The sequence below is a fragment of the Mesorhizobium sp. M0771 genome, assembly GCF_040320155.1.
Lineage (GTDB): Bacteria > Pseudomonadota > Alphaproteobacteria > Rhizobiales > Rhizobiaceae > Mesorhizobium.
On the sequence record NZ_JAMYPC010000009.1, the window covers coordinates 224,944 to 241,388 of the forward strand.

At 60.1% G+C, this 16,445-nt stretch carries 9 protein-coding genes; 5 read left to right on the top strand and 4 right to left on the bottom strand.

Translation table 11 applies throughout. From position 1 onward, the window contains the following. Positions 1-306 precede the first annotated feature (306 nt). From NKI05_RS16595 to NKI05_RS16605, 3 genes are all read right to left on the bottom strand, one after another. Positions 307-1,494, bottom strand: a complete 1,188-nt coding sequence (locus tag NKI05_RS16595; RefSeq protein WP_031205635.1) for a magnesium transporter — start codon at positions 1,492-1,494, stop codon at positions 307-309. A 200-nt stretch (positions 1,495-1,694) separates the two neighbouring features. Next, positions 1,695-1,850: a hypothetical protein gene (locus NKI05_RS16600; protein WP_023681074.1), complete on the bottom strand. Its 156-nt coding sequence runs from the start codon at positions 1,848-1,850 to the stop codon at positions 1,695-1,697. Between the two features lie 144 nt (positions 1,851-1,994). Then, a complete protein-coding gene (locus NKI05_RS16605) occupies positions 1,995-2,711 on the bottom strand; it encodes a pentapeptide repeat-containing protein (RefSeq protein WP_023691463.1) in 717 nt (238 codons plus the stop codon). Positions 2,712-4,593: 1,882 nt separating this feature from the next. Here NKI05_RS16605 and NKI05_RS16610 point away from each other — a divergent pair. Genes NKI05_RS16610 through NKI05_RS16625 form a run of 4 tightly spaced genes read left to right on the top strand, consistent with a single transcriptional unit; the run spans position 4,594 to position 10,176 of the window. Further along, positions 4,594-6,042, top strand: coding sequence for a TolC family protein (locus NKI05_RS16610; protein WP_023681072.1), 1,449 nt, complete (start codon positions 4,594-4,596; stop codon positions 6,040-6,042). A gap of 37 nt (positions 6,043-6,079) precedes the next feature. Next, positions 6,080-8,212 (top strand): type I secretion system permease/ATPase, encoded by a 2,133-nt coding sequence (locus NKI05_RS16615; RefSeq protein WP_023691465.1) that lies wholly within the window; start codon positions 6,080-6,082, stop codon positions 8,210-8,212. A gap of 43 nt (positions 8,213-8,255) precedes the next feature. Beyond that, a complete protein-coding gene (locus NKI05_RS16620; RefSeq protein ID WP_023667951.1) occupies positions 8,256-9,545 on the top strand; it encodes an HlyD family type I secretion periplasmic adaptor subunit in 1,290 nt (429 codons plus the stop codon). Further along, positions 9,535-10,176: a ribbon-helix-helix domain-containing protein gene (locus NKI05_RS16625; RefSeq protein WP_023667950.1), complete on the top strand. Its 642-nt coding sequence runs from the start codon at positions 9,535-9,537 to the stop codon at positions 10,174-10,176. The genes NKI05_RS16620 and NKI05_RS16625 overlap by 11 nt, the downstream gene beginning before the upstream one ends. 85 nt (positions 10,177-10,261) lie before the next feature. Here the strand turns inward: NKI05_RS16625 and NKI05_RS16630 are convergent, their stop codons facing one another. Next, positions 10,262-11,200 carry a transglutaminase-like cysteine peptidase gene (locus NKI05_RS16630; RefSeq protein WP_352792680.1) on the bottom strand — a complete coding sequence of 313 codons (939 nt, stop codon included), beginning with the start codon at positions 11,198-11,200 and terminating at the stop codon, positions 10,262-10,264. Positions 11,201-11,522: 322 nt separating this feature from the next. Here NKI05_RS16630 and NKI05_RS16635 point away from each other — a divergent pair. Then, a partial coding sequence (locus tag NKI05_RS16635) for a beta strand repeat-containing protein (RefSeq protein ID WP_352792682.1) occupies positions 11,523-16,445 on the top strand: 4,923 nt, incomplete at its 3' end.

Below are 16,445 nucleotides of genomic sequence, written 5' to 3' on the forward strand. Positions count from 1 at the left end.
TCAACATTGCTGCACGTGATTGAAGTATTTGGCCCAAGGCTTAACAAAATCAAATCTCATCAGCGTGGATCGCACAGCCGACAAGATTAATATTGGGTGGGCGATCCTGCGTATCTGGTCACCAGGCTTCAAGGTCACCCACGGCTTTTCCAAAGGCCTTCCGTCGCGTTTCGCAAGGGGCCGGAGAGCTGCCGGAAGGTGCTTCTCACGACGCGTGTGCGATTCGGCCCGGGTCTTGCAATTTCTTTGAACGCGAGGTCAGCTCATTGCCTCAACGCCCAGGGACGCGTCACCGCACGCAGCTTGCTACAGCACGAGCATGGTGGCCAGCCCCAGCATCAGGCCCATGCCTACAATATCGGTCACGGTGGTGAGGAAGATCGCCGAGGCGACCGCCGGATCGGCGCCTACCCGGCGCAGGCCCAACGGGATCAGCACGCCGGAGATGCCGGACATGAGGCACGCTCCGGACATGGCAAGCAGGATCACAAGTGCCAGCATCGGCGCCTGCGCCGCCGACTCCGGTTGCCTCGAGGCATAGAACCACATCGCCGCAGCCGCAACAACGCCGACGAGCGCGCCGTTGGCGGCCGCGAGCGCGCCCTCTCTCATCACCAAGTGCAGCTTCGGTCGTTTGTCCACATCCCCCAGGGCAAGGCCACGCAGCGTCATAGCCAGTGCCTGGCAGCCGGTGTTTCCGCTCTGCCCGGCCAAGACTGGAAGAAACGCCGCCAGAGCGACGATCTTCTCGATCGTGCCTGTGAACGAACTGACCACGAATGCGGCCATGAAGGCCGTCAGGAGATTCAACTGCAGCCACGGATGACGCTTCAGGAAGGCTGAAAACAGCGGCGTAAAAGAGCGCTCCTCCTTCTGGAGGCCTACCATCTGTCCAGACTGGGCGGAAATCTCGATGATTTGCTGCTCGAACAATCGCCAGCCGCGAACCTGCCCGAGCAGCCGGTTCTCCGCATCCACCACCGGATAGACAGGATAGTGACGCCGTACCGCCGCCTTGCATGCGTTACTCAAAGAGAGACCGACATAAAGAGCGAACGGCCTGGGCAGCATGATGTGATCGACAATCGCGTCGGGTTCGCTCAGCATCAGATCGCGCAGGACCGCCAGGCCAACCAGTTTATTGCCCTTGTCCGTGACGTAGAGATAAGTGAGCTCGGTCGGCACCTGGGCGCCTCTGACAGCTTCCACCGCGGCAGCAACCGTCGTCCCGACAGGAACGCTGGCGGGGATCGGGTCCATCACCTCGATGAGCGACTCGGGGATCGCGAAACCCATGTCACCATCATGAGAGCTGATGGGCCGCATATGCTGTGGCAAATGCTCGGCCACCTTACGGGCGTGCCCGTCAGGCAACAGCTTTAGTGTGTCGCGGATGAACTCGGGAGACTCTCTAGCGAGCAATTCAGCTGCGTCATCAGGTGCTCGAGCACGCAGCGTGCGCACCAACTTCTGAACGCCGGTCTCTTCGTTCATATGATATGGCCCCCCAATTGAAAGTGAAGAAGTTGTGAAGTATCGGATCGCACCGGGGCGGAAATACGACAGTTCTTCCGGCCCAGCAGTCCGCCTTGTGGTTCTCGCAAGCGCCGCCTGCACGCTCCTAGCTTGAGAAGGCAAAGCAGACGTCTACATTTTGGGCGTGCCCTCGTCAGGTCAGCATGCGAGTGTCCGCGCTATTTCCCTCGCTTTTCAACCTTTAGATTTGGGAGGTCGGGTCGCTTGGATACCACACCGGCCTCCTTCAAGGCGGTGTATCCAACCTTTTTGAGGAGCTTCTCTGTTTTGGCGCGCTCCTTGTCCAGAGCGGTATCACCTTTGACCTTGGGCATCCGTCCTCCATTTAGTCGTTGTCGTTCGCCGGTAAATGAGATTGCCGGAAATGTCCCGCAGTGTCGTGCTTTGACCCGCGGCCGAGGACTGAATTGAGGCGCTTTGCCGCCCGGCAGCCTTTGGGCGGGAAGCGGACGGGCGGGCTATTCCTGCTGGAATTGACAGGGCCAATTTTCTGGCCTCGTCATGCCAGAAGGCAACTCGGTCCGGGCGTCCCCGCAAGCCATGTTGAGCTGCCACTGGGACAGACCCGCCGAATTGGATAGATCGAGGCCCTCGATACGGGTCAGAAAGAAAAAAGCGCCCTCAAAGTCTATCGGTGCGGTGAACTTCGCTCCTCGGAAGTCCGCCCGCGCGAGATTGGCAAACGAAAAGTGGCTGCCGCTGATATCGGCGTCATGGAACTGCGCACGCCCCAATTCCGCCTTTGTGAAATCAACATTGACCAGATTGGCGTCCTGGAAATTCGAGCGCTGCACTTCCGCGCCCGTAAACACGGCGCCCTGCGCGTCCATATGGCTGAAGTCGGTCCTGTACGCCTCGATTTTGTCGAACCGGGCGCCTTTGGCGGTAGAGCCGGCCAGGGAAGCGCGCACAAGCGTTGCCTTCTCAAAATTTGCCGCAAGGAGATTGCTGTTCCTGAGGTCGGTCGAAGTGAAATCAACACCGAACAGGTTTGCCCCGCTCAGGTCCTGTCCTTCTAGGATGAGAAGCTTTTTGTCACACTCCTGCCAATTGACGCCAGGCGTCGCGGCTGCGTAGCAATCTTGAGCGGCGGTGGCGTTTTGCCAAGCCAATACTGTGCAAACCGCCAGAACCAAGCCGGATCCGCCGTAAGCTCTGGTTCGTCTCAAAGTCATTGTTGCTGGACCCCTCTGCTACTCGTCGACAATCAGCCTTACCACATCTGCTGACACTCGAGCCACGGTAACGACCGCCGTCACAGTTGCGCATCAACGTTCCGCCGATAGCCAGCAGCAGCTTGCGAAATTATCGAGAGGTGGGGAAAGGCTTTGACGGTAGAGTGCTTTTTCGCGGATGCGCGTGAGCGCCTCAAGTGCACGAACGAGGAGCGTGAGCAGCGCCTGGAGGAGCGTCTGACGCTCGCGAAGGAAATGACGGGGAGCGTAGATCCGTTGGATTTCATAGAAACCTGGATATCCCCCGGCCAGAGACACCATCCAAAGTTCGGTGGTGACCCTCCCAGCGCCGGCGGGGCGGAGAGCGACAGCTGAAGCGTGAGGCCGTGACAACCATAGTGACTGTCAACGAGCGCCTTCCCGTGGTTTGAGCCATCGGTCGTGTGAACCCATCCTGTTGCACGTCGTAGCCGCCGATTGCCGCACGAATCGCTGGAAGTCTTTCGAAGCTGAAATTCTTGGGTTACGTGTGACAGGTGGCATCCCAGAAGGTGAATAGACGAACGGACTGACGACTATGTCGATCCAAAGGCACATACTTTCGGGAAAGCGCTCAATTCACAAAACAAAGAGTTCGGCGTAAGCCGTGAGTTATTGGTGGACCCGGAGGGCGAACGGAAATTGTTGATTTTGCTGAATTTTTGGTGGGCCAAAATCTGAAAGGTCCCGTATCATCCCGTATGCTCCCGCGACCCCCAAACTGCCGACCATAGCTGACCTCGTTTTGCAAACGTTGGGAGACAGGGTCCAGAACGGCGGAAATGGGGGCGGTTGCAGATCGGCAGCTGCGGCAACAGCGCGCGACCAGCCGACGGTCTAGCGCCTCGAGTATGCCGATGAGACCTGGGAAGTAACAAACAAGCGGCAGCTTGCAGGCAGTTGTAGTCGGTGGAATGGATTTACGAGTCGAGGCGCCGGACCAGGACGGGCTCACTTGCCTCGAAGTTCAGCCTGTTGGAATGGCGCGGAAGAACGAGTAGTGGTATCTAACGAGCCGGCGGCCCCTCGATGTTTGACCGCTCGTCCTGCAACTCTCGTATGTCGTCCCGCAAAGTGGTGGCGCTACCGACCTCTTCGTTCCGCATTGTTTAAACAGCGTATGACTCGTTACAGTCAAATTTTTTTCTGAGCTGCGAAAGGCCGACACTAGAACCGTCAAAAAAATTACGCTTTTGATTTTAACGGAAAATCGCCACAAGAAATATTTTGAGGTTTCACCAGCTATCGGGATCAATCGAGGGATTTTTGGACCTTGCGGCATTCGATGGCCTACCGAACCGCCTCAAAAAGTACCGTCACCTCTTCGGTTGACCCAGTCGTTGATCGGCCGTCATACGAGCCCCTATTCTGGCACGCTGGCCAGTGAAGCAGTCGTCGGCGTTTATTCGCCGGCTCCGGGATTTATGCCCACGCTTCAGGTCGAAGAAAGGCCGGGGTGTCCGTTCCAGGCTCTTGGCAAACGGGCTAAGATTATCCTGCCGATTGTAGCCGCCAACCAAGATGTTGTCGGTCACCTCGCTGAAAAAGTACACCCAGAAATAGTCAAGCCATCAGGAGAAAATAGGTCATAAGGGGGCCTTGCGGTCCTCCTTCCCGGAGCGGTTTCGCTTGCCTGTTCAAACTCGGAAGGCTGTTACCCAAAAACCGCAGTGGGTATTTTATGTGCCATTTTTGCGACATTCTATAGAATTTTGCTTGAATTTAGCGTTTTAGCGGTCACTAAATCAATAAGTGCTCCCATATTTTGCAAATTTGTGAACAATCACGGTTGAGTTGTAACGCCTGGCAATAATGGCGCAGGGGAACGTTGGGGTGGGGTGAAATGAATACGACATCTATGTCGGCGATAGGCAAGCGCCTCGGCCTGCTGACGACGGTCGCCATATTGAGTTGTGGGAATGCTCACGCGCTCACTCTCCAGGAGGCGATGGCGGTTGCGGTGGAGTCCAACCCCGAAATTGGCCAGGCGATCGAAAACCGCGAAGCAATCGAATTCGAGCTACGCCAAGCGAAGGGACTTTATCTTCCCAGCGTCGATGTCGAGGCGTCGGCGGGGGTTCGTCGTCTCGACAATTCCTCCCGGCGTTCGCTGTCCATAGAGGATGACGCGCTCTATCCGGCGGAAGCCGACGTCGTTGTCACGCAGACGCTTTATGACAGCGGCGCAAGGCGGGCGGAACTGAACCGCCAGGCGTCGCGGGTCGACGGCGCATCGTTCCGGGTGCTGGAACGGTCTGAATTCATTGGACTGTCTGTCGTCCAGGACTATCTCGAATACATGCTGCAGGCTTCGATCGTTTCGGAAGCGAAGAAGAATCTGGGCTTTCACCAGGCAATCCTCGGCGACATCCGGCAAGGTATTGCAGGCGGCGCGTTGAACGAGGCTGATCGCCAGCAGGCCGAGGAGCGGCTGTTCGCTGCCAAGGCACGTATGCAGGAGGCGACCGAAGAACTGGAGGCTTCCAAGATACGGTTCTTCAAGACGGTCGGTAAGCCGCTGACCAACGCGTCAAGGCCAGGCGATGTCTCGAGCGCGCTGCCAAGGTCGCTCGACGACGCGCTAGGGCTGGCGCGACAGAACAATCCGCGCGTCCACATGGCCAACAGCGATATCGACGCCGCCGCCTCCCTGGTGGATGCGGCGCGGGCGAAATTCGGGCCCTCCGTCATCGCCGAAGGCCGCGCCCGCGGCGGCTATGACATCGACGGCGACGATGGCGACGCTAGCGACCTGCAGGCGCGGCTGGTGCTGCGCTGGAACCTCTATCGCGGCGGCATCGACAAAGCCAACGAGCAAGAGCAGGTCCGCCGCACCAGCGAGCAGCGCCTTGTGCTGCACCAGGTTCTGCGCGAGATCGAGGAAGCCGTCCGTACGTCATGGGATCGCCGCTTCCGGCAGGCCGATCTGGCAAAGACATTGAAGCTTCAGGCTGCCGCCAACGAAAGGCTGGTGGCGTCCTATCGCGAGCAGTTCAAGGTCGGACAGCGCTCGCTGCTCGACGTGCTCGACGCGCAGAACACGCGGTTCAACACAGCTACGCTTGCCGACACCGCATCCTACGCGTCGCTTTTCGCGCAGTACCGGCTGCTGGCGGCAACCGGGCAGTTGCTGAAGACCATGAATCTTCAGCCGGCAAAACAGGCCACCGCCTATGCCAAGGCCGAGTTCAATGCGCCTGAAACGGCCGACACCGAAACGTATGCGCGCACGCCGTCGGAGCAGACGAACGATCTGCCTTTCGACATCCTCGCACCGGTAAGAAAGAAGTAGGAAGGTCAAGGACGAACGATAGTCCTGCGGGCTGATCGTGAACCCACAACCCAAAATCCTCTCCCCAAAAGAGGCGTTCAAGGCCTGCTTCTCCGCTGTTGCCGGGTACCTCGGCAGGCCGAGTTCCGAGACCGTGCTGTTTGCCGGCGTGCCGCTGTCAGACACCCGCATCGATATCGACGCCATCCGGCATCTTGCCGAACGCATCGGTCTTGAAATCACGGAATTCAGCCATCGCGACTTTCTTCGCGGACGCATCGACCTTCCCGCCATTCTGTTTCGCGTCAGCCAGTTGCCGGTTGCGCTGCTTGCCCAGACCGAGGACGGTGGATTTACGACCGCTCCCCAGGAAGACGGGCGCACCACAATTAGCAAATCCGAGTTTTCCGGAAGTTATATTAGTGGCGGCGTTTCCTTCTCGATAACCTATGCCAACGCAGTAGAGGCGATGAGCGTCGGTTCGGCGGCCAAGATCGAGCGGCGACATTGGCTGACCGGCACGATGGGGCCGTTCTGGCGCACCTATTCGAAGGTCATCCTGTCGGCGGTATTCATCAATCTGCTGGCTCTTGCCTCACCGATCTTCACCATGAACGTCTACGACAGGATCTTGCCGAACAAGGCGATATCGACGCTCTGGGTGCTGTCGATCGGGATCGGCGCGGTCATTCTGTTCGACCTGCTCTTGAAGACCGCCAGAGCGTCACTGATCGACTATGCCGGGCGCAAGGCCGATCTTCGCATCTCCTATATGCTTTTCGAGAAGGTGCTGAATTCGTCCTTGTCCGCAAGGCCCGGCTCAACCGGCGAATATGCAAATCGGGTGACCCAGTACGAGTTCGTGCGCGAGTTTTTCACGTCGAACACCATCAGCGTCTTCATCGACACAGCCTTCGTCTTCGTCTTTCTTCTTGTCATCTATGCGATAGGCGGTTGGCTGGTCGTCATACCGGCCATTGCCTTTGTCGCCTCGGTGATCGTCGGGCTGATCACGCAACGGCGCATCGGCAAACGCGTTGCCGCTTCCATGAACGAGGCTTCGCAGCGCCAGGCCCTGCTGGTGGAATCCATCTCCACGCTGGAAACGATCAAATCGCTGCGCGCAGAGGCTTACCTTCTGCGAAAATGGGCGGAGCATTCCAAGAACGCATCCAACACGTCCGAGAAGATCAAACAGCTTTCGGCTGCCGCCGGCAACATAACCCAAGCCATCCAGCAGATGGTCACCGTCGCTTTGATCGTGGCCGGCGCCTATGCCTTTTCGGAAGGGCATGTCTCGACCGGCGCCATCATCGGCACCGTCATGCTGGCGGGCCGGGCGGTGGCCCCGCTTGGGCAGATTGCGATCACCTTGTCCAGACTTCGCCAGGCGATGCTGTCCCTGCGAATGGTGAATTCGATCATGGCGCAGCCTGAGGATCGGCCGGACACGGTTGGTTTCGTCAACCGCCCCATTCGCAACGGTGCAATGGCATTCAGGAATGTCGGCTTTGTCTACCCGGGTTCCGAAAACGAAGTGCTGACCGGCCTGAATTTCTCGGTGAAGCCCGGTGAGCGGATCGGCATCATCGGCCGCATAGGCTCGGGAAAGACGACCATGGGGCGGCTGATCGGCAGGCTTTTCCTGCCGACCTCCGGCGAGCTGCTGCTGGACGGGATCGACATCCGCCAATACCACCCATCTGAGGTTCGCGCCGCGGTCGGGATCGTCGCGCAAGCCAACGATCTATTTTCCGGCACCATCAAGGAAAATCTCCTGATGGCGTGCCCGGAGGCGACCGATGAGCAGATCGTCGAGGCGGCCAAGGCTGCAGGCGTCGACGACTTCGTCTCCCGCCATCCGCGAGGCTACGACATGAATGTCGGCGAGCGCGGCACCAATCTCTCGGGCGGTCAGAGGCAGACAATGGCAATTGCCCGCCTGTTGCTGACCAAACCGAAAATCGTGTTCCTGGACGAGCCGTCCGGCTCGATGGATCTGGCTTCCGAGCGCCAGCTGATCAAGCAGCTCAAAGTGGCTTTCGATCGCAACACGACCCTGATCGTATCGACGCACCGCTTCAGCATGCTCGAGCTGGCCGACCGCCTGATCGTCATCGAGCAGGGCAAGATCGTTGCCGATGGACCGAAAGACCAAGTGATACAAGCGCTGCAGAAAACAAGCGCCTGACGAACAGAATTATGCGTGAACACAGCACGTTGGGACGTGGTAAATGCTAGCCAGGGAAGACCGTCCGCCGCTTTTTGCGTCGGCTTCGATATTCATTATCGGGGCGCTTTTTGCGAGTTCGGTAGCCTGGGCATCCTTCGCCGAGGTCGATGAAATCGCACGCGGCGACGGCAAGATCATACCGGCGTCGAAGACCCAGATCATCCAGGCCAGCGAGCCGGGCGTGGTTCAGGAAATCGCCGTGACGATCGGTCAGGTCGTCAAGAAGAATGACCTCATCATTCGTCTCGACAACACCTTCAACACTTCCAGCCTTGGCGAGCAGCAGGCCAAGGCGCGGGCGCTGCAGACGCGCATTGCACGGCTCCAATTCGAACAGACCGGCAGCCTCGAGGGCGCGTTTCCCTGTCCGTCAGAGATCCAGAAGGTGGCGCCGGAAATCTGTGACAACGAGCAGAAGCTGCTAATCGCGCGGCGCGACAACTTCGAAGTCAAACTGTCGGTTCTAAAGTCGCGGCTCGATCAGCGTGAGAAGGAACTCGACGAAGCCAACGCCAATGCCGATCGCCTCACCAAGAACCTGGCCGTCAGCGACCAGGAGGCGAAGCTGGTCGAAGCGATGGTCAAGAAAGGCCTGATGGCGCGAACCGAGCAGCTCCGCGTCGAGCGCGAGCAGACCGAGCTCAATGGTCAGCTGACGCTTGCCGGAGAGACCATCAAGAAAGCCAGGTCTGCCATCACGGAAGCCAAGCTTCAGGTCGACGAACTTGGCCTCCAGCTGCAACAGGAAGCGCTCAGCGATCTGACGCAGGCGCTGGCCGATCTCTCGGTGGTGGACGAGACGATACGCGGTGCCACCGACAAGGTGGCGCGTACCGATATCCGTTCGCCTGTCGATGGTATCGTCAACACGCTTGACATCAACACGGTCGGCGCCTTCGTCCAGCCCGGCGCGGTCGTCGCGGGTATCGTGCCGACGTCCGAGACCCTGCTGGTCGAAGCCCGGGTCTCACCGCGGGACGTCGCCTTCATCCGGCCGGGCCAGGATGCCCTGATCAAGGTGACCGCCTATGACTTCTCGATCTTCGGCGGCATCGAAGGCAAGGTGTCGAACATCACTGCCGACAGCCTTGTCGACCAGAAGACCGGCGAACCGTACTATCAGGTGCGTGTCGCCACCGACAAATCGACCCTGACACGCGACGGCAAGACCTATTCCATCATCCCCGGCATGATCTGTTCGGTCGACATCAAGACCGGACGCAAAACGATTCTCACCTACCTTCTGAAACCAATCAACAAGGCGCGGGAGGAGGCAATGAGTGAGCGATAGTGCGATCTCCCGCCCGGTCGATCGCGACCGGCTGCTGCCACCGCTGGCGAGTGAGGATTTCGGTCTCGAGTTCCGGGTTGTGGCGCGTGGCGGCACGCGCCGCGGCATTCGTCTGGAACGGGCGTTCTGGACATCGCTGAAGCAGATGGCGGAAAGCCGCAAATGCACGATCGGCACACTGATCGAGGAAATTGCAGAGAGCCACGCCAACGCCGGAAACCTGACATCGGCAATTCGCGTAGCCTGCATGCGTGGATTGGCCGACCAAAACCTCACCTTGCAGAGGCTCGCGTCGATCAAGACCATCAGCGCCATTCTCGTCGCCTGTCCCTCGCCGGCCTTTGCCCTGGCATCGTCGAAGAAGATCCTGACCTTCAATGCGCCGTTCCAGCAACTGGTGCGGCGGCAATTGCCGGTGGCGCCGAACGAGGACGCGCGCCAGGATCTCAAGCTGGCGCTGGACCTCAATGTCGCCGACATATTCGCCAGGCTCGACGCCAATGGCGAGACGCCGGTCGCGACCGGTTTCGTCATAGGCGCCGGCGACCGCCGCTACCGCGGTCAACTGAGCGCGGTGCGGGCGCCGGTGGTCGAGCCGGAACTGCTGATGGCGTTCGTCTTCGGCGGCTAGAGCAATTCCGGGAAAAGTGTGAGCGGTTTCCGTGGAAAATTGCGTCAAACAAGAGATAGAGCGCTCAAGACTCTCTGATGGGAGCTTACGGCTGCACACCTTCACCAGGCGCGACCGTCGAAACGCCGCCCTTGATATCGGCTGTTTGAGCAGAACCGGTCTTCGCGCCATGGATCCACGCGCGATCGGTGCTGAACGAATACAGCGGCACGTAGGTCGGCAGGTCTGTGTCGCGGGAAACTACATTGCTCAAACTGTCGAGAATGAAGACGCCGCTGCCGGTGCTGACCGACAGCACGGCATGAAAGAAACCGCGCTTGCGATCCTGCAAGACGACCAGCGACATGCTCTGCGCCGGGATGCCTGCATGCAGCAGCGCGGCCATCTTGAGGATGGCGAAATCCTCGCAGTCCCCTGCCCGCCGCTCAAGGATTTCCGCGGGCTTGGCCCAGTAGTCGAGCCTGCCGTAAACCGCGCTGTCCTTCTTGTAGGCGATGGCGCGATTTATACTTGAGTTGACGAAGGACAACTTGTCGATGAAGCGCTTGTTCCCGGCTGCCTTGACGATCTCGGCAAAGGCGCTGTTCTTGCGTTCGCACGCGCTGCTCGCGGTACAGTCGACAATTGCCTTGTAGACCGGCGCCCAGCGCGCCGAAACCGGGAAATTGCGCATCGACAGGGCAACAGAACCGAACACGCCGGGAATGATCGCCGCCGTCTGGATCGGGTCGATCCCGGCGGCGGGCGGCGCGATCGAAGAACCACGCTTTTCATCAACGGCAACAGAGCTGCTGAAAATCATGCCGATCCGGTAGGCTGAAACCGGCTGCCATGGCTGCGGCCGAGCCAGCGAAACGCCGCCGAGACTGGAAGGGGTTTCGACCGCCGCCAGAACTCCAGCGGCAGCGCCGGCATTCACGGTAATTGCTTTCGCGGATGATGGCTGCGGCAGGCTTGTGATCGCCATTGCCAGCAGGATGAGCCTGAGCCCGGTTATTCCCAGGGCAGATTTTTCTTTTTTCATAACGCCCACCTCTTGACTGTGGACGGTACCAATCTTGTCTCAAATTACTGGAAAGGAAGGTGGATAAGTTTCCTTCAATCGGGAATACCTATTTTGTGTAAAACTTTATTCAAACTTATACTTCTGTTTACCAATCCAGCTCAGCCGGCGGATATAAACGAAGCGCGGCGCGGTCAATGTATATCAGATTATATCTTCCGGGTTTACCACACGTAAAAAATGCCGAGACTTGCATACCGGGATATATGAAATTGATTGCGGGACAGTTGCAAAGCAGAAGTCGTCACTGTCTCTATCCGGGAAATGCCGGAGGGGTTTGGCGATGACGACCAGTAACGATTTGGATACCGTCTCGAATTCTTGGGACGAGCACTCTTCACATGAACATGGCGGCTCGCCATCGCAGGCAGGCATCCAGGTAGCGCAGGCCGCTCAGGCGGCGCCTGCCGAGCCGGTGCCGGTCGATGTCGGCAGTGGCGCACCCGTTCAGCCGGCAGCACCCGCGGAGGCGAAAGCGCCGGCGGCAGCCGCGCCGCATGAATACGTGGCCGACGCCAGCAACATCGTGAAGCTTCCGGCGGACGTCTCCATCGACAACATCAAGGTCGACGGCCACAATCTGTTGCTGGAACAGGCCGACGGTTCAGTCATCCTCATCAAGGATGGCGCGCTCAACGTGCCGACCTTCATCATCGGTGATGTCGAAGTTCCGCGCGTGGCCTTGCTGGCCGCTCTTGAAGCGAGCCACGTCGATGTCGCCTTCGGTGCCGATGGTTCGATCTCGGCCGGCCCGGGCGGCGCCCCAGGCAGTGCCGGCGGCGACTTCACCATTCCCCCAGGTGGTATCGGCGACGGCTTCGATCTTTCCGCATTGTTGCCGCCGACGGACCTGCAATTTGGACGGCTGGAGCCGCGTGAGCTGACGATCGGGGTCAGGGAAGAAGATACGACGCCGACAATCGACATCGGCTCCGGATTTGTCGTCAACGAGGCCGCGCTTTCCGACGGGACGGACCCGGCCAGCACCGCCGAGCAGGTTTCAGGGACCTTCAACATCGTCTCGGGTGATGGCATCGGGACGCTTGTCATTGACGGTGTGGACGTGACCAACGGCGGCAGCGTTGCCGGGCAATACGGCACGCTCGTGGTCACCGGCAATCCTACGAACGGCTATAGCTGGATTTATACCCTTGCCGACAACACTCTTGATCATCACGACAACTCATCGACCGGAACGACCGAGGGGGTTTCCGACAGCTTTGCCGTCGTGGTTACAGACACAGACAATGATCCGGCCACCGCGACCCTCAATATTGGTGTGCTGGACGACGGCCCAACGCTTTCGGTCCAGGCAACTGCGCAAGCGGCACAGTTGCTTTCGGTCGAACTCGACGAGACGGTCGGCGGCGACCGCTACAATAGCGGCGAGACTGAAGATGCCGGCGGTAACGCCAACACGGATGACGGCGTTGGCCTGGCCCAGGTGACGACCGGCCTGGCGGGTGGCCTTTCTTCGCTATTCGCCGTTGGCGGCGTCTACGGTGCAGACGGACCGGGCAGCACGACCGGGCAGTTGGCATTCACCGGCATTCCGGCCGGTGGCCTTGCCACGAATCTCATTGCCACGGACGGCGGGGCCATTACGCTCTTCCTCGAAGGAGGAGTGATTGTCGGCCGCGACACGCAGGGTGATCAGGTCCTGACCATTGCGATCACCGGCGCGCCCGGCGCAGAGCAGTTGCAGACCACGCTCTACGAAGCGCTCAACCATGGCGCCGACGGCAACAAGTTCGATTCCGAACTCAATCTGTCGCTGACCAATGGCGGCCAGGTTCAGCTGCAATATGAGGTAACGCGCCAGGACGGCGACGGCGACACCATTACCGAGAAGGCGACCGTCGACCTGATCAACGGCCAAGGCTCCGCATTCTCCTTCGACGACGATGGGCCAAGCCTAACGGTCGGCGCCCACGATGGAGCGGCTGGCCTGCTTTCCGTCGAGCTTGACGAGACGGTTGGCGCGGATCGCTACAATGGCGCTATCGGCGAGACCGAAGATGCCGGCGGCAACGCCAACACGGATGATGCCGGTCCGGGCCTGGCGCAGGTCAACACCGCGGTAGCAGGCGGACTGACCAATCTGTTCACTGTCGGCGGCAGCTATGGTTCGGACGGTCCTGGTACCGTTACCGGGAATCTGAGCTTTACCGGCATTCCGGCCGGTGGCCTTGCCACGAATCTCACCGCCACCGACGGCGGCGCCGTCACGCTCTTCCTCGAAGGAGGAGTGATCGTCGGCCGCGACACGCATGGCGATCAGGTTCTGACCATCGCGATCACCGGGGCGCCTGGCGCCGAGCAGCTGCAGACCACGCTCTACGAAGCGCTCAACCATGGCGCCGACGGCAACAAGTTCGATTCCGAACTCAATCTGTCGCTGACCAATGGCGGCCAGGTTCAGCTGCAATATGAGGTAACGCGCCAGGATGGCGACGGCGACACCATCACAGAGAAGGCGACCGTCGACCTGATCAACGGCCAAGGCTCCGCATTCTCCTTCGACGATGACGGGCCGAAGGTTACTGGCACCGCCCAGGTCACCGCGAATGTCGACGAAGACGGTCTGCACAACAGCCAGTCCACCGGAAATGCCGACAATCTTCAGCCTGGCGAAGTGACCGGAACAAACTCCGCGGTTGCCATCGGTGCTGCCGGCGCATTGAATGCAATCGTCGACTTCGGCTCTGACGGCCCGAATGCGACTTCGGCCTTCGGCCTTGTCACCCAAACCACCCCATCGGATTCGGGATTTGATTCGAAAGGCGGCAATGTCCTCATCGTCTCCGACGGCACGACCCTGACCGGCTATGTCGATGTAGGCGCCGGCGCCGGCTATCAGGCGGGCACGGATCGTCCTGTTTTCACCCTGACCGTCGGTGCGGACGGCTCCTATGTCTTCACCCTGATCGATCAGATCGATCATCCGACTCTGGATATGCTCCCGGGCGACAACACCGAAAATACGCTTGCCAATGGCGGTATCGATCTTTCGGCCTTTGTCGTTGCCATGGACGGTGACGGCGATACCATCGGACTGGCGGCTGGTACATTCAAGGTCCAGGTGCTCGACGACGTTCCGCAGATCGTCGCGCGGGATGCCGGCACGACGACCACAACCACGACCGAAACGATCGTCTACACGCTGCAGGCCGGCAACACCGATGTTCGCGGCATGGATGGCGCAGGCAACCACGACATCAAGCTCAGCGCCGTCGACATCAACGAAGGCGACAATTCCGTCAACACCACCGGCACCAAGATCGGCGTTGGCGACGGCCAGATCATCGACGGATACGAAACCCATCCGCATTTGACCGGCCCCGAAATCGTGACGATGGACTTCGTCAACAATCTTGTCATCGCCCCCAACAATCCGAATCCGCCCAGCATCACCGACGGTGGTTCATACGACGTCGACTCGGTCAAGTTCACGATCGATGTTGCGGAAGCCCAGGGTGTCGAAGCCGCCGTGATGTTCATCGGCGCCAAGGACGGTGGCACATTCGAGCCGTTCACCGTGAGCATCAATGGTGTGCTGACGGCCGGCACGGCTGTCTTCGAGGGCGGCGTGCAGGTGGGCTATGCCTTCGCCGGCGTGCCCGATGGTGCGACTGTCGAGGTCATCGGCAGCACCCCGTTCGACCAGCTCAAGGTGGGCAACTACAACGATTTTACCTTCGATTCCAACGCTGGCGGAACCGATGCGACCCTGACTGGCGGCAACCCGTTCAAGATCTTCGGCATCGAAGCCAAGGTCACGACAGTCACAACGCAGACCGAGGTCTTCCGGGTCAGCCACGACGAGTCCGCCGGCGTCAACAACGCCGCAGATCCCAATCCGGCGGATGACACCGCTCTCTCCCCGCCAGCTCTGGTGGACGAGCCGGGGGCGTTGGGCTACGCAAAATCGTCAGCCAGCGCGCTCGGCCTTTTCAACGCCTCGGTCGGCGCCGATGACGACGCGACATTCTCGTTTGCCGTCACCGACGCGATTGGCAATCCGCTGTCAAACGTCGATTCCGGCCTGAAGACACTCGACGGCTCGGCGATCATGCTCTCGACAAATGCGGACGGCGTTCTCGTTGGTTCTGCCAACGGCGTCGACGTCTTCAAGGTTTATGTCGATCCGACCGGAGCGGTCTGGATCGGGCAATATCAGCCGATCGCTCACAATGTCGACGGTTCAAGCACCGCAGCCTTTGACGACATAGCGACCGTCGCCGCCGACCTGCACGTCAAGGCCACCATCACCGATTTCGACGGCGACACGAGCACCGCCGTATCCCATGTCGCGTTGAGCATCGAATTCCAGGATGATGGCCCGGTTGCGGTCAACGATCAGGACTCGGTCACCGAAGATGGGCCGCTCACGGCAGACGGCAATGTGATCACGGGCGTGGGTGGCGCCGACGCAAACGCAACCGACGGCCACGCGGATCACCTCGGCACCGACGGCTTGGGCTCGATCACCTGGGACGGCGCCGTTGCCAACCACGTTGCTGGAACCTACGGCCAGCTTACGGTGGGCGCCGACGGCAGCTACACATATGTGCTCTACACCCAAGCCCAGAACCCGGCCGGGTATGCCGCGGTACAGGCGCTGGATGTCGGCCAGACCGTGGCCGAGAGCTTCGACTATGCTGTGGCGGATGGCGACGGCGATACCGCTCTGGCGTCCCTGACCATCACCATCAACGGCACCAACGACGTGCCGCAGATCGTCGTCGACCAGGGCAACCCGGCCGGCGCGCACGACCTGGTCTATGAAGCCGGCCTTGCGGCGGGCTCGGCGGCCGGCAACGGCAGCACGGTGGCGACCGGCACCTTCACGGTATCGGACCCCGACGGCCTCGACGACGTCCAGAGCGTCACCATCGGCGGCACCACGGTTGCCATCGGCAGCCTCAACGGTTCGACCTTCCCGGGCGACCACGGCACGCTGCTGATCACCGGCTACAACGCGGTAACTGGCGTAGCGACCTACCAGTACACGCTGACCAGTCCGACCACGGACGTTCCCGCCGTCACCGAGACCGAGACCTTCTCGCTCACCGTGTCGGACGGCACCTCCTCGTCAGCCCCGGCGGCAATCGTCATCACCATCGTCGACGACGTGCCGACCGCACACGCCGATACCGACAGTGTTGCGTCCAACCAGTTCACCGCCGAGACCGGCAATGTGCTG

Coding starts and splice junctions, on each gene's coding strand:
- NKI05_RS16605 (WP_023691463.1), bottom strand. CDS start 2,711: ATGACTTTGAGACGAACCAGAGCTTACGGCGGATCCGGCTTGGTTCTG.
- NKI05_RS16600 (WP_023681074.1), bottom strand. CDS start 1,850: ATGCCCAAGGTCAAAGGTGATACCGCTCTGGACAAGGAGCGCGCCAAA.
- NKI05_RS16610 (WP_023681072.1), top strand. CDS start 4,594: ATGAATACGACATCTATGTCGGCGATAGGCAAGCGCCTCGGCCTGCTG.
- NKI05_RS16595 (WP_031205635.1), bottom strand. CDS start 1,494: ATGAACGAAGAGACCGGCGTTCAGAAGTTGGTGCGCACGCTGCGTGCT.
- NKI05_RS16630 (WP_352792680.1), bottom strand. CDS start 11,200: ATGAAAAAAGAAAAATCTGCCCTGGGAATAACCGGGCTCAGGCTCATC.
- NKI05_RS16620 (WP_023667951.1), top strand. CDS start 8,256: ATGCTAGCCAGGGAAGACCGTCCGCCGCTTTTTGCGTCGGCTTCGATA.